Origin of the sequence: Thermaerobacillus caldiproteolyticus (assembly GCF_013761245.1) — a bacterium.
GTDB lineage: Bacteria > Bacillota > Bacilli > Bacillales > Anoxybacillaceae > Thermaerobacillus > Thermaerobacillus caldiproteolyticus.
Genome location: NZ_JACDUT010000006.1, coordinates 131,813 through 152,311, shown reverse-complemented (window position 1 = coordinate 152,311; position 20,499 = coordinate 131,813). Strand labels below are relative to the sequence as shown.

Sequence of the window (20,499 nt, the reverse complement as noted above, 5' to 3'; positions counted from 1 at the left end):
TTTCGCTTTTCTTTTCATGAAAAAGTTTTTTGCAGCATACTATTTCACTACAAGGGAGGGAGTGAAGGAAAGGGGGAGAAAGTGATGGCATCTGCGTATTTAATTAAGCCTCACCTTCATCGGACGTATCCAATAGTGCAATACGGCAAAGGCATATACCTTTATGATACAGATGGAAAAAAATATATAGACGGCTGTTCAGGGGCGGTCACCGCCAATCTCGGTCATGGGGTACAAGAAATCATTAATGCGATGAACAAACAAGCGAAAAAAGTGGCGTTTGTATATCGTTCGCAGTTTACGAGCGAAGCGGCGGAAGCGCTCGCAGAAAAATTAAACAAACACATTTCTCGACACACACACTACTGGACGTTCTTGGTGAATAGTGGTTCTGAAGCAACGGAGACGGCGATGAAAATCGCGATTCAATATTGGCAAGAGCAAGGCATAAACGGGAAAAACAAAATTTTATCGCGTTGGTTAAGTTATCACGGCATTACGCTCGGAGCGCTTTCCATGTCCGGTCATCCTACACGAAGGGTGCGCTTTGTCCCTCTATTAGAAGAGTTTCCATCCGTTTCTCCGCCCTATTGTTATCGTTGTCCTTATCATTGTACGTATCCATCTTGTCGGTTACGCTGTGCGGATGAACTAGAAGAAGCGATTATTCGCATTGGGGCTGAGCATATTGCTGCTTTTATCGCCGAGCCCATTGTCGGGGCGGCTGGGGCAGCGATCACCCCACCTGATGAATATTACAAACGCATTCGTAATATTTGTGATCGCCATAATATTTTATTTATCGCTGATGAAGTCATGACTGGACTCGGTCGAACGGGAAAAATGTTTGCGTTGGAACATTGGAATGTAGAGGCGGATATTGTAACGCTTGGAAAAGGATTAGGGGCGGGATATACACCGATCGCGGCAACGTTAGCAAGCGAACGTGTTATGGAGCCGATTTTATATGGATCCGGCGTTGTGATGAGCGGCCATACGTTAAGTGCCAATCCGTTATCGGCAGCGACAGCGCTAGCCGTTCTTGAATTTATTGAAAAGCATCAACTTGTCCAAAACGCAAACAAAATCGGGGGCTATTTATTTGAACAACTACGTTCGTTACAAGCGAGCTTTGGCTGGATTGGCGATATTCGCGGAAAGGGATTATTGATTGGAATGGAATTTGTCCATCCCAAAACGAAAGAAATGATTCCTAGTTCCCTTGCGTTTACCGATATGGTTGTCACCATCGCACAGAAAAACGGATTGCTCGTCTATCCGTCCGCTTCAGGGAACGGAAAAGACGGAGCAGCGATCATCATTGCTCCACCGTTAACGATGAATCAAGAAGAAGCGGCGGAATTCGTTGATCTGCTTACACGTTCCTTTGTAGAAATTGATCATGACCTTCCAACGTGGATGAAAGGAAAGAATCATCATGACAATGGTCAGTAACGAGTATGGAAAAATCATCACCATTGAACAAGCGGTTGAGATGATCGACGATGGTTGTTCGTTAATGGTTGGAGGGTTTGGGGGCATTGGTTCTCCTCCATCCCTCCTTCAGGCGATTATCGATAAAGGGGTACAACAGATTACCTTAATTTGCAATGATACGGCGTTTCCTCATATCGGCGTCGGTCCGCTAGTGGCTCAAGGAAGGATAAAAAAAGCGGTTGTTTCACATATTGGCTCCAATCCTATTGCAGGACAATTGCTGCACGAAGGAAAAATGGAGGTCGAATTTTCTCCGCAAGGCATTCTGATTGAGCGAATTCGCGCAGGCGGGGCAGGGTTAGGCGGCATTCTTGTCGATATTGGGGTTGGCCACGAATGGTTAGCCAAAGGGAAACCAACCGTCGATATCGACGGAAATCGCTATCTGCTTGAGCGTCCTTTAACCGCGGACATTTCTCTCGTTTATGCGAAAAAGGCTGATCCGTTTGGAAATTTAATTTACGATAAAAGCGCTCGTAACACGAATCCATTAGTGGCGATGGCCGGGCGCATAACGATTGCGGAAGTAGAAGAAATCGTGCCACTCGGGGAATTGGATCCTGAGGAAATTGTTACGCCCGGTATTTTTGTAACGTATATTGTGCAAAGCAATGGGGTGGACTGGAAATGGATATGGGAGTAAGGGAACGAATCGCTAAGCGTGCAGCACAAGAACTAATAGACGGAATGGTCGTCAACCTTGGCATTGGTATTCCGTCACTCATTCCTAATTTTTTACCAGAAGAAAGAAGAATCATCTTTCAAGCGGAAAACGGCATCCTTGGCATTGGAAAAAGTCCAAAAAAAGGTGAAGAGGATGCTCATCTATGCAATGCTGGAGGCTATCCCATTACCGTGGTAGAAGGGGCGTCGTACTTTGATAGCGCGACAGCATTTGCGATGATTCGTAAAGGGCTTATTGATGTGACTGTCTTAGGCGGTTTACAGGTGAGTGAACGAGGAGATTTAGCGAACTGGATGGTTCCTGGGAAACGTGTACCGGGAGTCGGCGGAGCGATGGAACTGGCTCAAAAAACAAAAAAAGTGATTGTCGTGATGAGCCATGTCAATAAAGACGGTGAACCGAAAATTGTGCAGCAATGCTCGTTGCCTCTGACCGCTTGGCGTTGCGTCGATCTCATCATTACCGATATGGCCGTCATCGAAGTAACGGATGAAGGACTTTTATTAAAAGAAGTGATGGCTCCGTATGATGTAGAAGATGTGATTTCATGCACTGCTGCTCGCCTGAAAATGGCAAGTGCGATAAAGCGGATTGAATAGAAAGGGGATAGGAGAGTGGAACATCCACAACAATTGCTTCATCACTGGTTTTTACAGCAGCGTAAATCAGGCATTGAGCTGTTAAGGCGTCTTGTTCAAGAAGCGAGTACACAAGGGAACGAAGCAACTGCTCAAGCGCTCATTATTGAAAAGTGCCGTCAATTACAGTTGGAACTCGATATATGGGAGCCTAATTACGACGAGTTGAAACACCATCCTTATTTCGTGGCTTCGCGTTCTGATTTCGTGAATAGCCCGAACGTTGTAGCTGTATGGAAAGGAACAGGTGGGGGCCGCTCGCTCATTTTAAATAGTCATATTGATGTCGTGCCGGAGGGAGATCCCAATCAATGGAAAGCAGAACCATATAGCGGCATAGTCAAAGATGGAAAAGTATATGGTCGCGGCGCTTCCGATATGAAAGGAGGAACAGTATCTCTTCTTTTGGCCATTGAGGCAATTCAGTCGCTTGGCATTCGGTTGAAGGGAGATGTTATTTTTCAAAGCGTGATTGAAGAAGAAAGCGGCGGAACAGGGACACTCGCGGCGATTTTGCGAGGGTATCGAGCAGATGGAGCGATTATTCCAGAACCAACTAACATGAAAATTTTCCCAAAACAACAAGGATCGCTGTGGTTTCGCCTCACCGTTCAGGGGAAATCAGCGCATGGTGGCACTCGCTATGAAGGAGTCAGCGCGCTAGAAAAGGCGTGGGTTGTCTTTGAGAGCGTACGACAGCTGGAGGCAGAGCGAAACACTCGAATTCATGATCCGCTATATCAAAACATTCCAATCCCTATTCCGATCAATATTGGCACGGTTAACGGAGGAACGTGGCCTTCCTCTGTACCGGATTGCGTCATTCTCGAAGGAAGAATGGGGATTGCTCCGAACGAGACAGTAGAGCATGCCAAACAGGAGATGGAAGAAACGATTTGCACGCTCAATGAACGCGACAAGTGGTTTCGGGCCCATCCCGTTCAACTCGAATGGTTCGGCGCCCAATGGTTACCAAGTTCTATTGATGATACGCATCCGCTCATGAATGCGATGATGGATGTCTATCGCCGTGTGAAAGGAGAAGATCCGATCATTGAAGCTTCTCCGTGGGGAACAGATGGCGGATTGTTAACTCAGGTCGGGGCGATTCCGACCATTGTGTTTGGTCCGGGAACAACAGCGGTGGCTCATTATCCGAATGAGTATATTGAAATCGACCGTATGTTTGATGTAGCAGAAATGATTGCGTTACTCATACTTGATTGGTGTGAAATCGCACAAGCGGGCAGAAGAAAATTATGAGTCGTTCATTTATTAATTGAGAACAGAAATTCCGGGTCCGAAAGCAAAATAACGTTTACAAAGGAAACCGCGGCACGTTCTGCACGGGCTGCTTAATACGATACTGACGTTTGTTTCAAAGGACGATGTTGACGGGGAATGTGTTCATCGATTTTGCCGGAACCATCGGGACATTAAAGTGAAACGTCGGCTACTGCGATAATTGAACAAGTCAAAGTGTATCTTCACATGATGTACGAACCGTATGCGCGCTAGCAGAAAAATGAAACGAGATTGTGCCGATTGATGGGGAAAAGAAAACGTTTTTCCTGAATAGCGGAGCGAAAGCGGTAGAAAACACGATAAAAATCGCCAGAAAATATACGGGACGAAGAGCTATCCTTTCGTTTGCTTCCTTAGGCGCATATATATGGCGATATCGCTAACAAGACATGGGTTTGGCCTATTCGTTATAAATTGGCCGTATCCATAGGATTATCGCACGCCGGTATCAGAAGGAATGATAGAACGTGGTATTGCCAGCAAAATCGCAGCAGAAGTGCCGGCGAAAGGGGCTGTGTAACAATTTTTGAACTTGTCCCAAGGAGACAGAGGAATTCAAGCCGGGTTTGCCTGAACAGGAAAACTATTTGCGACGGCGTTATGCCTCATTTAATGACAATGTCGAAATCGATTGCCGCTAGTGTGCCGATTAGTACCGTAGACAGGGAAAGAAGACATCATGGAGGCTCCAAACGTCACGGACTATATGGCAGAAATGCACTCGATTGTATCACTGCGTTAAAAGTGATTGAAATGGTTGAATAAAAAACTTGACAAAAATGACATCATGGACTATATGGTAAAATGGGAAAACGCACTTGATTTTGTCGGTGATGCGATTGTACTTGAGGCATGTGCGTGATCGAAACCGTCAAAAGCAAACAATCAAAACAGTCTGATCTGGAGCGAACGAAACGGCTATTAACAACGATTTATCCAAAAGGTGTTGTCATCTTAGGCGTTGGATGATACAGTGGTGTCATTCGTTTATTACCTCCGCTTGTCATGAAATGGCGAACAAGTAACAGAGAGACTTGATGTCATCGGAGAAGCGCTTATCGAAAAAGCCTAACGACATCCGTTAGGCTTTTACTTTCTAGCCCAGTGTAGAAAGGAGAGAAATGATGAACAATCATGTCATCCGAGATGAGACATTTGTGGCACACGTGATTTTTGATGATATAAATGAGCGTATACGAGTAGAAGACTATCGCGGAGATGTTCAAAGATGTATTGGGTATCTCAAACAAATCGATCGGCAAAAATATAGTAAAGTTATTGTGAAGGCGCGGCAGGAGCATGTCCCTCTTTTTATTGAAAACGGATTCAATTATGAAGGATGGATTGAAGGGTACTTTAGAGGAAGTCATGCCCATTTTCTCACCTTTTATTTCCAGATGGAACGAAAAATGAGTCGACATTGGTGTATGGAAGATCAAGTGCTCGAAGCTGTTCAAACGAAACAACGAACGGTTTTATCGTCTTTACCGAACGGCTATCGATTTCGGAAAGCAACCGTAACGGATGCAAACGAATTATCCAACCTTTATCGTACAGTATTTGCGATTTATCCCGCTCCTTTACATGATGTCAGCTATGTCGAAAAAATATTAAAAGAAGGAGCGATGTTTTATGTAATCGAACATGATGGAACGATTGTGAGTGCTGCTTCCGCCGAAATCAACCGCACTTACTATAATGCCGAACTTACAGATTGCGTAACGCTGCCGGATCATCGTCAGCACGGATTGATCAAATATTTATTACAACAGCTGGAAGCTGATCTGAAACATCAACAAATTTTTTGCGCATACTCTTTAGCGCGCGCTCAATCATACGGAATGAATGCAGCATTTCATCAACTAGGCTATCGATATAGCGGACGATTGGCAAATAACTGTTATATTTTTGAAAACTTAGAAGATATGAATATTTGGGTAAAAGATTTATCGCAGTGAGTGTGTAGTTACCAATCTTCCCCTATTTGCATGTAATATTACTACACGATGAAAAGGGAGGATGAATGGATGACATCATTATATCGTCCAAAACGTCATTGGAAGGAAATTGAGCTTTGGAAAGATGTTACTGAGGAGCAATGGAATGATTGGCTCTGGCAATTAACGAATACCATTCGCACGCTCGATGACCTGAAAAAGGTCATTCACCTTACACCGGAAGAGGAAGAAGGAGTCAAAATATCAGCAAAAACGATCCCGCTTAACATTACCCCTTATTATGCTTCATTAATGAATCCGGACGATCCGCGCTGTCCGATTCGTATGCAGTCTGTTCCAACGGCAAACGAGCAATATAAAACAAAGTATGACTTAGAAGACCCCCTTCATGAATGTGAAGATATATGCTCCTAAATAAAAAGAAAACCGTTAAAAAACGGTTTAGCCTATCAAATTTTAGGATATAATTGAATGATAAAGTCTCTTGGATCGGTCGATTCCGGTAACCGGCGATATGTTACCTTTTCAAGCACGGATTTGAGAAGGTGATTTTTCTTTTGTACATCGTCTGTGCTTAGATATGCATCAATCACATGTTCTACTTGTTTTACATACGCATTTAAATCTTTATTATTCTTTTCTTTCTCTTGGTTGATTTGTTCTTCAATCGCGAAAATTTCTTGTTGTTTTTCTCGAATGCGGTTACCTAAGTGTTGCTGACGGCTCATAAATGTGTGGATATCATAAACTTCTTTTTCTAGTAAATCGTGTAGATTTTCTTTCTGTTTTTCAAGTTCGTATAACTCTTTGCGTTTTTCTTCTAAAATCTTCTCGAAGTTTTGGATCATTACAGGTTCTTTCTTTGTTTGCTTCGACGCAATCTTTAATTGCTTCATTAATTCTCGCAGCCCCGTAATAACCGCTTCCTCGACATATTCCATTTTAGCCGATTTCTGTGTTTTTTGGGTCCGGCATTGCGTAGAGATACAACGATAGTAATGATATATATCTCCGTTTCGTTGAGGGGAATAATTTCGTTCCATGGAATGCCCGCAAACTTCACATTTTAAAATGCCAGCTAAGGGATTTGCTAATGGTTTTGTTTTATTTTTTGGTGGCCGAAACCGTTGTGACATTATCTCTTGAGCTCTTTCGAATACTTCGCGCGACACTAACGGTTCATGAGCGTCTTTTGCTATGATAAGCGCGTTTTTATCTGTATATGTACGTGAAGCTCTCTCATTCCCTTTTTTTAGTACCGATTTTCGATAAACAATATCGCCTGCATAGGCTTCGCGTTTCAAAATTTTCATAATACCATTGTCTGTCCATTTCTTTCCGCGGGGCGAGGGGATATTCAATCTATTTAGGTGTTCCGCGATTTCCGCACGTAGCTTCCCTTCTCGCACGAACATGTCAAAAATCATTTGCACAACCCAAGCGGTTTTCGGGTCGGGGATAAGTTTTAAATTCTCATCTTTCAAATATCCGTATGGCGGTTTAGCAGCGATGAATTTCCCTTCTCTCGCACTTTGGTTCCGCCCGCGAATAAGACGTTTGTTAATTTGTTTCAACTCTTCACGAGCGATAATGGACTTGATACTAAACGTCAATTCTTGAGTCTCATCGGCTGGGTCAATTACTTCAAGAGGAGTGATGATAAGAGTCTCTGTATATTTTAAGATGCGGTAAATCGTTCCTTGATCCGCCATGTCACCGCGCCCTAATCTGTCTAAATCCATAACTAACACTGCGTCAACAGGTTGATGCTGTAAATCACGCAACATTTCTTGCATTTTAGGACGTTGGTCGAGGTATTCGCCAGATACAACTTCTTCATACACATTGAGAATGGTGTGTTTCTCTTCTTTTGCTAGATTAAACAATTGCTTCCGATGGCGATCTAGTGTGTCGTAGCTTCTTCCTTGAGTAGCTGCTTTTTGCTCTTCTTCAATGTCGCGCCGGCTTTTACGAAGGTAGATAAAGACATTTAGGTTCGTGGGTCTGTTCATAACATCACCTCAAAAATTTTTTAGGTGAACAAGTTTTTTTAGGTACACTATGTATTTCTGTTATGTCATATATGGTTATATTTATGTTTTTGTACTGGGAAATAAATTCGTCTGGAAGCAATAATTCCAAAGCAAATGTACTAGTTTCTACTTCTAATTTTTCAACAGAAAATAATGTGTTCGCTCTTAAAAAAGGGAGTGTTGGATTTAGAGGGGAATACAGCATCTCCAAGTTCGTGAGCACATACAAAACGCTGCTCCAGTTCATTCAGTTTATTATTAAATATAAATGAACTGAACTCGCTTGTAAGAACTATAAAAACCAAGAGTATTTCCAAGCTCCGCAAATAAGGTTCTTTTGCTATTTTTAAACGGATCATCTTATTTATAAGTTGCTTAACTATTTCTTTTCTTGCCTTCATTGCCTATTTTTTTAGGAGGAACTTTTTCTTATCGATTTGTTTCGCTAGCCGCATACAGTTCTCCAAAGAAATTTTGATGAACTCTTTAGTTTCCTCGTCCATTGGTCACCGTCATACATTAAACCTTCACAATTCTCAAGGTTATCCATGATTCTTTGTAAGCCTTTTGCGATATTGGGCTCATCTTGTTCGATTAGTTCAGGTAGTTTTGAGTCCAAATTTGAGTTTTCTTGCTTCTAAAGGGCGATCTTCCAGTAACTGATAGGCATTAGCTATAGACTTTAATACATCAAGACTCGGGCTGTATCTGTCATTTTCAATGTCTGCTAAGTAAGGTCTAGGAATGTTTGCTTTATTAGCTAACATCAATTGTTTGATTTTTTAAAAAATTAATGTTATTTCCAAATTGTCATATGTAAGCACTCCTTTATAGTCGGTTATTCCGACATTATAGAAGGGGATAATCGCTAATTATGGCAGAAATACAAGTTATTGATTTTGATTCAAATGACTGTCAAGTTCCGGGCATTGAGAAATATATATAAATTATTAGTTAATATGGTAAAAAATAGAAGGAATCACAACAAGCTGTTTTTTACGCAAGAAATTTGGTGTTTTGTCACAGAAGATGGGACAAAACGCTAAATGCATACAATTTAAAAAGGCAACTCATCAACGGGTATACACATAAATAAAAGGGAGGGGAGAGTATGAATCAAGAAATCCCATCCAAAACGATTTATCTCGGCAAAACCAAGATTATTATTCATTCATTGCTTATGGGGATGACAGAGGATGAGCAGGAAAGGTGGTTCGAAGATGAATGGAAGAAAGGTAACCCCGTCTTAAAACAGATTGTAGAAGCGGCGTGGAAATGCCTTGAAGGATAAAAATGGAATAATAAATGAAACGTGTAAAAAGGATGAAGAGATTGAAATGGAAGGCCCTGACTAGTAGAAGTCGGTCACGGATATGACGTCGAGTACACATGTCCAGAATGTGGATATTGGGACACATCATACGAGTTCTAAAAAGCTTCTAATGGGGGCGTTCTTTTCGGAAGAAAATTGGACAAGCAGAGGGGAGAAGTATGGCAGAAGTAACAAATGGCTTCTGCAGCAACAGAGGTTGTAACGGTAAAGTGCCAATATGTTGGATGTGAAAATAAAAATAAAGCTACGGCTTTTTTGGATACATCTCCATTCTTAAGAAACGTTTTGATAATATGAGGTTTTCCATTGATGTAAAGGCCAAGTTCCAGATTACATAGTAGCTTCATGTATTCTTCTATTCTTAGGCGGATGAAACCAAACCATTTCTTTTCAGCCCCAAAATTTTTGGTAGTTCTCGACATGTTTTTTGTAATTCATTTTTTGCCGTCTTGCTTCTGTAATTCCGCAGCGTCACAATATCTTTATTTTCACGATGCATGGTGACTACAGCGTCACGGAAGTCTTTCCGGTAATCTGTAGCAGGATTATATTCACCACGTCTTTTGATTTCTTTCACTTTCATTTGTCAGAGAAAAATCAATGAAGCCTGTAAATGAAATATTTATTTTCATAACATTCACCTCCTTCCCGTCAATAATGATTCGACAGGAAAGGAGAAAATCCTACAAAAAGAGAAAGAGGGGAGATAAGGATGGATAAAGGCAAAGATTTGAAAGTTATTGCTCATGAAACTGCACACCAATCGTCCACGAAGTTGATTGAACGATACAAGGGGCACTCGTTTATGCTGATCTGCCTCACATTTTGGAGACACGGACTAAACGGCATTACAAACATGAAATAACAATCCAAGATCACGTTGAATTGTTAGATTTGCTTGCTGTCCATCCCGGTCCGGTTCTCCTTTCAGGATATCCCCATCCGATAAATGATAAACGCTTGGCAACGGCCGGGGAAGAAACAAAAAGAGAGGAAGTCATCCAACAGCAGCCGAGCAAGGATACTTTTAGCAATCTCTATTTAGCATCATTTAAGAAACAAAATAAGCAGGGAGTTTCCCTTTAGACACAAAACGTGACATAACATAAAAAGACAGGGACTTACAATAGTCTTGGCCATACAAAATTAAGCGTAACCTGAATGAGGAAGTTGCTGATATTGGTAATTGTAAGGGGGGTGAGGGTAATGATGGATATAACGCTGGCTTTGATAGGTCAATCTAGCTTGATCATTTTGATGTTGTTTACGATTACAGTTTTTATGTGGACCTATAAATGTATTGGATTGAATAGGAGCTATAGTTTTTTTCCATTCATTTTCATTGAGGCAATAGGTATGTGACATGATATTTGGTGGAGTAAATTTCAAGAGATCTGAACCTAAAATTACCTCAGGAGTTGGTGCATTAAATATGGCCAGAAGGTGTGTATTATCCATAGTTGCTACTTCATAATGCCACCATCCTTGTGGAACATTTGCCACTTGGCCTGGTTTAATTGGATAGTTATGAATTTGTTTAGTAAATGGGTTGAATAAGGAAACTACAGCAGATCCTGAAATACAATAAACAAGCTCAGCAGCATTTGGATGATAGTGAGGCTCTATGACATTATTTGAGCTTAAGAAAATGTCCAATAAAGATATATTTTCTAATGTGTTTAACTGTTTAATTCCTAAGACATTTATAAAATTGCGTTTATCCTTTGTGAACACATTACTATTGTTTACATCGAAAGTGAATTGAGTATTAGGTGATGTGTAATCCAAATACAAAACCATTCTGATTCACTCCTTTGCATGAAATATTGTGATTACAAACTAATCTATGCAAACACGTAATAGTAGTGCATGTACCTATCTTTTATGAATAACCAGCATAGTAATGTACGAAACACAAATAGCAATTTTATTTCCTAAATGAATGGGGAATAAAAATGAATTTGCGAGGGATTGACCGTTTGGTTGCAGAAAAAGTGATGGAGTGGGAACCCTTTTATGATGATGGCAATCTCATTTCATTCGTCACGGAATTTGGCACTTTGTTCTTTTCTGATGATGAATCAATGAATCGAAATGGAATCCTACAAGAGACGTAACAGACGCTTGGCAAATGGTGAAGAAGTTACGGGCAAGAAGAATATTTAGTTTGTGCGATGTTTGGGATGAAAAGGATAAGCCGATTTTTTACGCTAATTTTCAATATAACGACGGATATCACATTGTTAGTTATGATGCTTACGCAGAAACCGCCTCACCTAGCTATTTATCTAACCGAACTGAAAGCGGTGAGCGCAGAAATGATGGAAGCACCAGAAGAAACAAAACAAGCAATGTGTTTTATGTTTAGCAAATAACAAATAAAAAGAGAATACTGTTTTGTATCATTTTCCTTTTATTAGAAAGTAGAAAAGGCCAACGAGATAAAGAAGAAGACCAAGGGCGGCAGTCATCAGACCAATAAATCCAACTGCCATTCCTTCGAAACCACCGATTATTCTAATGCTAAATACGATAGTTAAGAAACCTAAGAGAATAATAATTAGCGAGAAAATTATGGTTATGAATCTTTTTCCCATAAACATTAGTGTTAAAAATGTTATAAACATCATAATCGCAATATATTTAATAATTTCTTCCAAGAAAAACACTCCTAAATAAAGGGGAATTTATTCCATTATATGGTTAAAAATGTGGTTTTTTTAAGTATAACTATAAAGATAGGCAAGAACTGTTTCCATTCCAATGCAAGTAAACAAAATGATAGGTGAACTCCCAAAACATATATTATTTGCGATTTACGAACGTATGTTTTATAATATGCAAGGTGGACCAGTTGTAAAAGCAGGAGTGCTCAATTCAGAATTACATCCATATTGAGCGACTATGCTATAGGAACAGTAAGGTCATGTAAGGTAAAACTGAATCCAATCATATTGAAAAACGGAGGAATGGCAAAATGTATACCACAATCGCAGAATTTATCGAGGAATGGAGCCAAGAAGCGACCTTGACTCAGAAAGTGTTGGACACTTTGACGGATACGTCGCTTCAGCAACAAGTTTCGCCCAATGGTCGCACTTTAGGGAGAATTGCATGGCACATCGTAACCAGTATCCCGGAATTTCTTTCCCACTTCGGACTTTCTGTTGAAATGGTGAAAGACTCAGCCACTGTTCCATCCTCAGCTAAGGAAATTGCTGAGAGCTTTCGAAAAATAAGTGCTGATGCAGCGGAAGCAGTGAAGCAGCAGTGGACAGATGAATCCTTAAAGCAAGTTCAGAATGCATTTGGAAGAGATTTATCGAATGCTGCAATACTTTCACTGCTCATCAAGCATACCATTCATCACCGTGGGCAAATGACGGTTCTCATGCGTCAAGCCGGACTAAAGGTTCCCGGAGTTTATGGTCCTGCAAAGGAAGAATGGAGTCAGATGGGGATGGAAGCTCCTGCGATTTAATAATATTAGAGTGTCTGTTTTCCGAGTAGAGCGCCAAATGAGCCTTAGAAGCTATTCTAAAGGCTCATTTTTGGTCCTTTTGTATGTCTTCCTCAACGAACGCATCCGTTTGTTCAATAGGAAAGCTACTCCTTAATACCTCGGTATCGTGCTGTTGTTAGTTCTTGTATATATGGTTCGAGGTCAGGCATCCCACTTTCTTTTGCCAGTTTCACAGCTAACTCTATATCGTAAGGAACACGGATCAGCTGAATAGAAAAACTTCCTGTTTCTTCAAGACCGTATTCTCCTTCTAAAATTGCATAGGATGCTTGGGTGATTTCAAGGGGATTTCCTACGCTTCCTACATTGCATAACGTTTTTCCTTTAAAATTTTGAATGTAAGCATTATGTATATCTCCATAACAAATAACGTCTGGTTCCCTTTTTCCAAATATATTTTGCGTATTTATCGTATTTTCAAATAAACTCAAACGACGATCTATTGGGTCCCACGGCTGAATTCTTTCATATACACTTCTTGGTGAAGCATGAAATAATCTGATTAACCTTCCGCTCATAATAAACTCAACTGAAAAGGGGAGTAGTTTTAAATAATTCTTTTGTTGATAAGTTAATTGATCCTGGTGCCATTTTATAGTGTGCGATTCACTTGGCTTTGTAATAAAGTCATCCCAATTCCCCATAATGACTGTTTCGCAATATTGGTTAACCATATCTACTGCTATACTGGAATGAGGGCCTTTTCCGACTAAGTCACCTAAGCAGATGATTCTATGAATTTCTCTCGCTCGTATATCTTTGAGGACTGATTGTAAGGCAGGAATATTTCCATGAATATCTGAAATAACTGCTATTTTGTCCAAATCTGTACCACCCTCTTTTCTTTATTTAAAGGAAATTTTCTCCTATCCTAATTAATTCCCTGATATAGTCAAAAATCCTTTTAAAGATGTACATTAATTAATCTGACCCGTTAGCCACCCATGCATCGCTTCGCGGCACGAACTTAATTCGTTCTTCCATGGGAGACCACCATACCGCATTTATGCGGCACCATTGGAAGAATGAAAACATTCATTTTCAGGATAGTAGAAGAAGAAACGGTTTTATTCTGTTGCTTTAATTTTCATAAAAGATTCAGGATTTAAAGTTTCAGATTGAATTACTATTGCAGTCATTCCCTTATCACTTCCTGATTCGTGCCATTCTCCTTTCTCCCAGAAAACACCTTCTCCTCTTTTTACAAAGATTCTTTTGCGGTCCTCACCTGTTACCCAACCTTCCCCTTGAACCACCAGAAACAATTGAGAGACGGGTGCTTCGTGATATCCAACAACTCCGTTAGGCTCTATATACATACAACCGAGAACAGAAGGTTCACTTGTTTTTATAATTCTTGTATAAATTGCTAAGTCCGAGTTGTATTTCTTTACTTTTTCACCGACTTCTTTATCAAATCTAAAAATTTTCATAATAAAACCTCCGAATTTAGCAAAATATCCCCCATCTTATGGAGTTCAACAATATATTGACTATTACCTCTTTTTTAATTGGGGGTCCCTATTAATGAATTCTGCTCGTTAGATGGACAAGGAGGTCAACAACATTCTAATAAACAATATTTTGATAAAATTGGTTATTTTTATTAATTATACATAAAATGTAAATTATGCGATTCATTTTTATATATTTGTTAAACTCAGTAGTATCAACGGGTTCAGCTGATTACTTAATTATCCAAAATAGAAGTTATGGGGAATAGGGTGTATGCAAAATGATTGCAAAAGTAAAATTAAAGCCTTCTGATCAGTTCGGCCATCTTTAAACAAAGCTGGCTTTTTATTTTTGAATTTTTTAGCGAGAAAGATTGCACATAATAATTCCCACAGGGGTAAATGGGAAATTGCAGAAAACAGAAAGGAACGAACAGCATATGGTTTGAATATACAAGTATTAATAATTGGTCAAGTGTTTATTTTATACAGCATGATGGCTCTATCAAGAGAGATTTAACTACAAATATTGAGAAACGGGTTAAAGAAGTGCAACAAGGAAATCCGGACAAATGACATGTACTACATACGACAACTGGGGGATAAAATTTAGAAAGACTTTCAAATCATTGTATAAAAATGAAAGGTTTACACCGGATGATGAGATTCTGGAGTTTATTGAAAATTTTAAGTTCAAAGATGAACTTTATGGAAAATTAGAATCTATAGTTAAGGCTATCAGATCAAAAAAAGAGAATGGGAAGCATTAGTGATGTTAACTAGAGGAGGATGTTTCTGATAATTATTGTGTTTATCAAAGAAAAATTCCTCATAGGAGGATGGAAAGCAGGAGATTAGACGTTTTTTTGTGTAGAAGAAATGTACTCCGGTGACATAGAAACTCAGAAGGGGAAGAAATATACCGCGTATCATATAATTTATTTTGGCAGGCTTGTGTCAGAAAAAAGCAGAGCATTTTATGATGGTATCGTAGATAGTTTGTTGAAGCAGGACGTCACTCCGATCGGAGGGCTTTTTTTCTTTCAAGCACTTCTTAATACTCGGTGAATATAAGAAAAAAAACAGACTCAGGCAAGAGCCTGAGTCCGTAAAGTTTATTTATCTACTAGAGCTATTATTCCTTTGAATATAAGGACTAGTGAAAAAACAAGAATAGCTAAAATCCCAATTAAGGACGTTATTGGTTGTATAGCAGCTAAAGCTGAACCGGCTAAAGGAAGGTTTATTAGTGCAAAACCAGCAAGGATGCAAGCTAAGAACAAGAACACGAAGTTACCCATGCTACTTCCTCCTTTCAATAACAATATATGTAGAAGTAGAAGAATTTGTTCGTGAAGAAGGAACAATGAATGATTCTAAGGCATCCATTTTTAGTGGAGGGATGCAAATAGAAGATTAAGGATCTGTTGAATAAGCAATAAAAAGGAATTTGACATAGATTAAATCGAAAAATGAGAAACTGGCACAGAATCTGGATTTGATGGGCGCTCGTCGAGATGTCACAAGAGGGGGCATGGGGGGATTAGACGCAAAAAATATCGATATTTGACGAGAAGGTGATGTAGGAAAATTCCGCCTTTTGTCGAAAGAACAAAATTATATGCATTCCCAATACGAAGAATTAAATTGCAAATACTAGGGGGATGTTCTTGAAGCCACCACTAATAGCATTTTATAACAATTGCCCCCTTACAAATCGAGGTAAATAATTATTGAATAAAGCAAACAGTACATAATTATAGAAAGAAGAACGAGAGTCCGTCTTATCGAATGGCATGAAGGAGATGATTATACATTACTTCACCGGAAGACTGGAGGAAATATTATGTCAGGGATAAAAGTAGAAAAATTAAATGATAATTTAGTTATTAGTTGGCTATTAGCAAAATAGAAATACCCATTTCTGAGATTATAGAAGTAACACTTGACGATACTTATGGAGGGGAGGAGAAAAAAGCTATCAGAGTTGGTACTCCATATGGTACATCTGATAGAGTTGTCATTAAAACTAATTCTAATACCTATATTTTATTTACAACCAATGCAGTCTCAATTACAAATAAAATCAGTTCGTGTATGAACAATTAATTCAAATATAAGCTCCATTAATGTCAAACCTCCCATTTTAACGGGTGGTGAAGAAGACAATCAGAAAGAAGCGGCATTCAGGCGACTGAAAAAGCTTGATGCCGCTTAACTTTACTTTACCATTAGATTATTAGGACAGGAATTTCCAATCGATAAATATATTCCTTTTTTTTAAAATGTGACTCTTCACCAAAAGATGTACTCGACCTTTCAACAGAAATGTGTTGAAACAGTCTTGTTGTCACTGTTCACCCTACCAATATATCTCATTATAAGTTAAGGCAAGAACCCATTCCGGCTCAAATAGATTTGTTCATCTGGGAATACTTTTTTTAGTCTGTCATACACGATACGATATGCGGAAGGATCATACCATTCTTCCAAACCCAATTCTTTGTACATAGAAAAAATGTCTAAATTCTTGGTTCGTTTTCCTTCGCTGCCATCTCCCATGAAATAATCATCCACACAGACACGATCGACTAAGTTCTTTAATTTTTCCGGAAACTTTTCACTACTAGGCAACACAGGGGCGATTGTGGTTTGAGTCGGCACACCTGCATCAGCTAAAAGCTGTAGCGCTTTTAATCTAGCGCTAATCGGTGGGGCATGAGGTGTAAAATATTTACGTATATCTTCTCTGTCTGTTTCAATAGTCATGCTAACTCGGACTCTATCCTTTAAAAGAAGAAATAAATCAATGTCTCTACATACTAGAGGGCTTCGGGTTTGTACGAATAAAAAATCCGGTTTATTTTCCACCATTACTTCCAACAAGGATCTTGTTACTTTCTCCTTATACTCAATAGGCTGATAAGGGTCTGTGCTCGATGACATAAAAATCGTCACTTTCCCTTTATTCTTGGCTCTCTCAAGCTCTTTACGAAGTAAGTCTGCCGCGTTCTGCTTTATGTCTACCCAGGTTCCCCATTCCTCCTTACGGAACATCGAAACAGGCATTTGACGCACATAGCAGTATGAACATCCAAATGAACAACCAGTGTATGGATTCAGAGAATGACTATAACCGGAAAGAAATCCTGTTCCTTTATTAAGAAGAGTTTTTTGGGAATTTGTAAAAAAACTCAACCTTCACATCGAATTCTCCCATAGGTGTTACATACGTTCTGTGATACTATTCGGCATGCAGGGGGGCTTTCTCATAAGCGTTCCAACTGTAGCAGACGTTTCTTCATTTCCAAACCGCCCCGATAACCTGTCAGTGTTCCATTTTTACCGATAACCCGATGACAAGGTACCACAATTAAAACTGGATTGGCGCCAATAGCGGTTCCAACGGCACGTACCGAAGCAGGTTTTTGAATATGATTCGCAATTTCCGAGTAAGATTGCGTTTGTCCGTGCGGAATTTCGCACAATGCGTTCTACACTGATAATTGAAACGGAGTACCGTATAAATCAACAGGTATCGTAAAGGTTTTGCGCTTTCCTTGGAAATATTCTGCTAATTCGACTGTATAAGGTTGTAATTTCTCATCATCTTGCACTAAAACGCTGTTCGGAAAGCGTTTTGTAACCCAATTGGCTAACTCTTCAAATGGCTTATTCGGAGAACCTACGTAACAAAGTCCATTTGATGTGGCAGCTATATGCATTTGCCATTGTTCATACATAAATAAAGTCCAATAAACCGTTAGATTATTTTTTGCCACCATGATTTAACGCCTCCATCGTTATTTTATTGCTCATTAATTGTCGATAATCTGTAGGCGTATAACCCGTTTCTTTTTTAAACAAAGTGATAAAGTATGCTGTATTAGGAATGCCTACTAATAAGGAAATTTCTGCAATGGTTTTACCTGAAGTGGTCAGATACTGCATGGCTTTGGATATTCTTGTTTGCCGGATATATTCGGCTGGGGTTATTCCCTTGATCCGTTTAAATGTACGGTGCAAATGGTAGGGACTGCCGTGACACATATTCGCCAATGTTTTCAGCGTTAAAGTTTCACTGTAATTCGTATCAATGAACTGTGTGATTTGGGCCACCCATTCTTCATCCGGCAACCGTTGTCCGGTCGGTTTGCATCGTTTGCATGGGCGGAAATTTTCTGATAGGGCTTGTTGCGCATTTTGAAAGATGCGAACGTTTTCCTTTTTTGGGGGACGGGATTTGCAAGAAGGACGGCAAAAAATACCGGTAGTCTTTACGCCGTAAAAAAATTTATCGTCATAGGACGAATCGTTGTGCACGATCGCTTGCCATATTTCGTCTGTCATGCTGCCCTTACCTGTACCTATTTTATTAGCGTGTTGAGGTATAATTTGAAAATTTTCTTGTTCTTGTTGCGTTTTAGTCTTCATTCGACCACCCTCCGCTTATAGTATACCTCGTGCGATAGCCGCATGTACGTTTTTACAAATGTAAAAGCAAGATTTCAAAATCACATCGAATCATTTTATGTTGCAGCTAAGAGTGCATCGCTATTGTTTTATAAGTGGAGGGAATTTACATGAAACATAGTATGATTTATCCTAAGTGGGACGCCCCTTATTTTATAGGAATGAAAACAACGAAGATCTATTACTTCCCCTAGTGCAAAGGAAAACCAAAGTCGAAACAGGCCGGCTACCGTCCTTGCAAAAATTGTTGTTCCGGTCTTCCGCTAGGTTCTTGGGAAGATAACAAGCAAGAGATCAAATTGATGGTCCGAAAGAATTCAGCTTTGCCGAAAACATGAAATACTTGTCTAACGCCCCAAACGAATGCATGTATCATATTAAGAATAATAGAATCTACAGAGTAGTTCCGATAGAGCAGGAAAACACGTTAATAGAAATAAGGGCTGATCATGAAGATGCTATTACCATACGTTTTGTGGGCAACACAGCTCCTTCTCGCAAATAGGTGCGGGCCGCGGTGGCGCGATATGTAAGAGAATGGTTTGATTTGGAGAGCGATTTACGCCCGTTTTATGATTTAGCGAAAAGAGAGATTTTGCTGCAAAAAGCAGTCAGACAATTTTATGGGCTTCGTCTGATCGGAATTCCCAACTTATTCGAGGCCCAGTGCTAGGGGATCATCGGACAGCAAATGAATCTTACCTTTGCGCATACATGAAAAAGGCGTTTCGTGGAAACCTTCGGCCGGCATGTAGAATGGGACGGAGAACAACATTGGATATTTCCATCCCATCAAGGCATCGCGGCATTGACGGTAAGCGATTTAACTGGATTACAAATGACAACTTAGGAAAAGCGAATATCTAATTGGAGTAGCTCAACTCATGGCGGAAGAGAAATTGATGAAAGAGTTGTTGATGGGCGCAGGAAGTTGTAAAGAAGCAGAAAAAATGTTAGTCAATATCCGTGGGATTGGGCCTTGGGCAGCAAACTATGTTTTGATGCGCTGTCTGAGAATGCCTTCTTCCTGCACAACGCCATTAAACACTTTCTGGGCTCCAAGAACAAATTCTTCTAAAGAAGAAATCTTAAAGTCATTTTCAAGATGGACAAACAGGAAGACCCATGCAACTTTTTTATTTGTGGAGATTCCTTTATTAATTTTGGGTATATCCCCATCACATTGGACAGCGTCGCTAAATAAGAGCAAGAGCTTTTGTAAAAATTTCAACGTCATCTTTGTTATTTGATACGGGGCTGTGCGTACAACATATTTTTCTTTGTTTGTAGTGTCAGCACTAAGTTTCATTTTTATGTTGATTCTTGCGCGATAAGATACACATTGCAAACTTGTATGTTATTATTAACTTTCTCCAATATTTACCTAACGAAAGCATTAGTTCAATAAGAAAAACAAAAGGTAAGCAAACGATTAATATGTGCTTACTTTTATTTTTGGATTTCAGGTCTTGATAAGCCTTATCCTGTCTTCTCGTATATGGCGATAGAGCATGGCATAAAGTATTGCAAGCGGGGAACGAAATGTGGTGCCGGCAATATGAAATTTTGCATGAAGGGTTATGCAAACACGATTTTTGAA

Annotated in this window: 18 protein-coding genes and 7 pseudogenes; 13 read left to right on the top strand and 12 right to left on the bottom strand. The window is 39.7% G+C overall.

Annotation, left to right across the window (positions count from 1 at the left end; genetic code table 11):
* The first annotated feature begins 84 nt into the window (after positions 1 to 84).
* The 7 genes and pseudogenes from HNR31_RS10900 to HNR31_RS10875 form a co-directional block, all read left to right on the top strand.
* Positions 85 to 1,455, top strand: a complete 1,371-nt coding sequence (locus tag HNR31_RS10900; protein WP_181556265.1) for an aspartate aminotransferase family protein — start codon at positions 85 to 87, stop codon at positions 1,453 to 1,455.
* Positions 1,439 to 2,140 carry a CoA transferase subunit A gene (locus HNR31_RS10895; protein WP_181556264.1) on the top strand — a complete coding sequence of 234 codons (702 nt, stop codon included), beginning with the start codon at positions 1,439 to 1,441 and terminating at the stop codon, positions 2,138 to 2,140. The genes HNR31_RS10900 and HNR31_RS10895 overlap by 17 nt, the downstream gene beginning before the upstream one ends.
* On the top strand, positions 2,125 to 2,781 hold the full coding sequence (locus HNR31_RS10890; RefSeq protein ID WP_373367411.1) for a 3-oxoacid CoA-transferase subunit B: 657 nt from the start codon (positions 2,125 to 2,127) through the stop codon (positions 2,779 to 2,781). The genes HNR31_RS10895 and HNR31_RS10890 overlap by 16 nt, the downstream gene beginning before the upstream one ends.
* 15 nt (positions 2,782 to 2,796) lie before the next feature.
* Positions 2,797 to 4,083: a peptidase gene (locus HNR31_RS10885; protein ID WP_181556263.1), complete on the top strand. Its 1,287-nt coding sequence runs from the start codon at positions 2,797 to 2,799 to the stop codon at positions 4,081 to 4,083.
* 16 nt (positions 4,084 to 4,099) lie between these two features.
* Positions 4,100 to 4,472, top strand: a pseudogene (locus HNR31_RS19435) (aminotransferase class III-fold pyridoxal phosphate-dependent enzyme); the annotation flags it as partial.
* Positions 4,473 to 5,249: 777 nt separating this feature from the next.
* Positions 5,250 to 6,083 carry a putative beta-lysine N-acetyltransferase gene (ablB, locus tag HNR31_RS10880; protein ID WP_181556262.1) on the top strand — a complete coding sequence of 278 codons (834 nt, stop codon included), beginning with the start codon at positions 5,250 to 5,252 and terminating at the stop codon, positions 6,081 to 6,083.
* 69 nt (positions 6,084 to 6,152) lie between these two features.
* Positions 6,153 to 6,485, top strand: a pseudogene (locus HNR31_RS10875) (lysine 2,3-aminomutase); the annotation flags it as partial.
* A gap of 47 nt (positions 6,486 to 6,532) precedes the next feature.
* On the opposite strand, the gene HNR31_RS10870 reads toward HNR31_RS10875, so the two are convergent.
* The 3 genes and pseudogenes from HNR31_RS10870 to HNR31_RS18755 all read right to left on the bottom strand — a co-directional run bounded on the left by HNR31_RS10870 (position 6,533) and on the right by HNR31_RS18755 (position 8,883).
* Positions 6,533 to 8,095 (bottom strand): recombinase family protein, encoded by a 1,563-nt coding sequence (locus tag HNR31_RS10870; protein WP_181556261.1) that lies wholly within the window; start codon positions 8,093 to 8,095, stop codon positions 6,533 to 6,535.
* A gap of 4 nt (positions 8,096 to 8,099) precedes the next feature.
* A pseudogene (locus tag HNR31_RS18760) lies at positions 8,100 to 8,473 on the bottom strand (ImmA/IrrE family metallo-endopeptidase); the annotation flags it as partial.
* Between the two features lie 242 nt (positions 8,474 to 8,715).
* Complete coding sequence (locus HNR31_RS18755; RefSeq protein ID WP_233414636.1) at positions 8,716 to 8,883, bottom strand: helix-turn-helix domain-containing protein; 168 nt, start codon at positions 8,881 to 8,883, stop codon at positions 8,716 to 8,718.
* A gap of 344 nt (positions 8,884 to 9,227) precedes the next feature.
* Between HNR31_RS18755 and HNR31_RS10860 the strand changes: the two genes are divergently transcribed.
* The gene (locus HNR31_RS10860; RefSeq protein ID WP_181556260.1) at positions 9,228 to 9,407 is read left to right on the top strand and encodes a hypothetical protein; all 180 of its coding nucleotides are present in this window, start codon (positions 9,228 to 9,230) and stop codon (positions 9,405 to 9,407) included.
* A 403-nt stretch (positions 9,408 to 9,810) separates the two neighbouring features.
* On the opposite strand, the gene HNR31_RS10855 is transcribed toward HNR31_RS10860, so the two are convergent.
* Complete coding sequence (locus tag HNR31_RS10855) at positions 9,811 to 10,032, bottom strand: hypothetical protein (protein WP_220129495.1); 222 nt, start codon at positions 10,030 to 10,032, stop codon at positions 9,811 to 9,813.
* A 129-nt stretch (positions 10,033 to 10,161) separates the two neighbouring features.
* Between HNR31_RS10855 and HNR31_RS19135 the strand changes: the two genes are divergently transcribed.
* The gene (locus tag HNR31_RS19135) at positions 10,162 to 10,314 is read left to right on the top strand and encodes a hypothetical protein (RefSeq protein WP_181556258.1); all 153 of its coding nucleotides are present in this window, start codon (positions 10,162 to 10,164) and stop codon (positions 10,312 to 10,314) included.
* A gap of 281 nt (positions 10,315 to 10,595) precedes the next feature.
* Here the strand turns inward: HNR31_RS19135 and HNR31_RS10845 are convergent, their stop codons facing one another.
* The gene (locus tag HNR31_RS10845; protein ID WP_181556257.1) at positions 10,596 to 11,249 is read right to left on the bottom strand and encodes a cupin domain-containing protein; all 654 of its coding nucleotides are present in this window, start codon (positions 11,247 to 11,249) and stop codon (positions 10,596 to 10,598) included.
* 155 nt (positions 11,250 to 11,404) lie between these two features.
* On the opposite strand from HNR31_RS10845, the gene HNR31_RS10840 reads away from it, so the two are divergent.
* A complete protein-coding gene (locus HNR31_RS10840; RefSeq protein WP_181556256.1) occupies positions 11,405 to 11,566 on the top strand; it encodes a hypothetical protein in 162 nt (53 codons plus the stop codon).
* Positions 11,567 to 11,851: 285 nt separating this feature from the next.
* On the opposite strand, the gene HNR31_RS10835 is transcribed toward HNR31_RS10840, so the two are convergent.
* Positions 11,852 to 12,109, bottom strand: a complete 258-nt coding sequence (locus HNR31_RS10835; protein ID WP_181556255.1) for a YesK family protein — start codon at positions 12,107 to 12,109, stop codon at positions 11,852 to 11,854.
* Between the two features lie 317 nt (positions 12,110 to 12,426).
* Here HNR31_RS10835 and HNR31_RS10830 point away from each other — a divergent pair, with 317 nt between their 5' ends.
* On the top strand, positions 12,427 to 12,930 hold the full coding sequence (locus HNR31_RS10830) for a DinB family protein (RefSeq protein ID WP_181556254.1): 504 nt from the start codon (positions 12,427 to 12,429) through the stop codon (positions 12,928 to 12,930).
* 125 nt (positions 12,931 to 13,055) lie between these two features.
* On the opposite strand, the gene HNR31_RS10825 is transcribed toward HNR31_RS10830, so the two are convergent.
* From HNR31_RS10825 to HNR31_RS10815, 3 genes are all read right to left on the bottom strand, one after another.
* A complete protein-coding gene (locus tag HNR31_RS10825) occupies positions 13,056 to 13,796 on the bottom strand; it encodes a metallophosphoesterase family protein (RefSeq protein ID WP_181556253.1) in 741 nt (246 codons plus the stop codon).
* A gap of 243 nt (positions 13,797 to 14,039) precedes the next feature.
* Positions 14,040 to 14,405: a cupin domain-containing protein gene (locus tag HNR31_RS10820; protein ID WP_181556252.1), complete on the bottom strand. Its 366-nt coding sequence runs from the start codon at positions 14,403 to 14,405 to the stop codon at positions 14,040 to 14,042.
* A 1,136-nt stretch (positions 14,406 to 15,541) separates the two neighbouring features.
* Positions 15,542 to 15,727, bottom strand: coding sequence for a hypothetical protein (locus HNR31_RS10815; RefSeq protein ID WP_181556251.1), 186 nt, complete (start codon positions 15,725 to 15,727; stop codon positions 15,542 to 15,544).
* Between the two features lie 545 nt (positions 15,728 to 16,272).
* Between HNR31_RS10815 and HNR31_RS18745 the strand changes: the two are divergent.
* Positions 16,273 to 16,535 (top strand): annotated as a pseudogene (locus HNR31_RS18745) (SunI/YnzG family protein).
* Between the two features lie 276 nt (positions 16,536 to 16,811).
* Here HNR31_RS18745 and HNR31_RS10810 read toward each other — a convergent pair.
* From HNR31_RS10810 to HNR31_RS10800, 3 genes and pseudogenes are all read right to left on the bottom strand, one after another.
* Positions 16,812 to 17,631, bottom strand: a pseudogene (locus HNR31_RS10810) (radical SAM protein).
* A 64-nt stretch (positions 17,632 to 17,695) separates the two neighbouring features.
* Positions 17,696 to 18,211: pseudogene (locus tag HNR31_RS10805) on the bottom strand (methylated-DNA--[protein]-cysteine S-methyltransferase).
* The gene (locus HNR31_RS10800; protein ID WP_181556249.1) at positions 18,195 to 18,860 is read right to left on the bottom strand and encodes a bifunctional transcriptional activator/DNA repair enzyme AdaA; all 666 of its coding nucleotides are present in this window, start codon (positions 18,858 to 18,860) and stop codon (positions 18,195 to 18,197) included. Before HNR31_RS10800 ends, HNR31_RS10805 begins: the two are co-directional and overlap by 17 nt.
* Before the next feature lie 341 nt (positions 18,861 to 19,201).
* Between HNR31_RS10800 and HNR31_RS10795 the strand changes: the two are divergent.
* Positions 19,202 to 20,060 (top strand): annotated as a pseudogene (locus HNR31_RS10795) (DNA-3-methyladenine glycosylase family protein).
* The last annotated feature ends 439 nt before the right edge of the window (positions 20,061 to 20,499 follow it).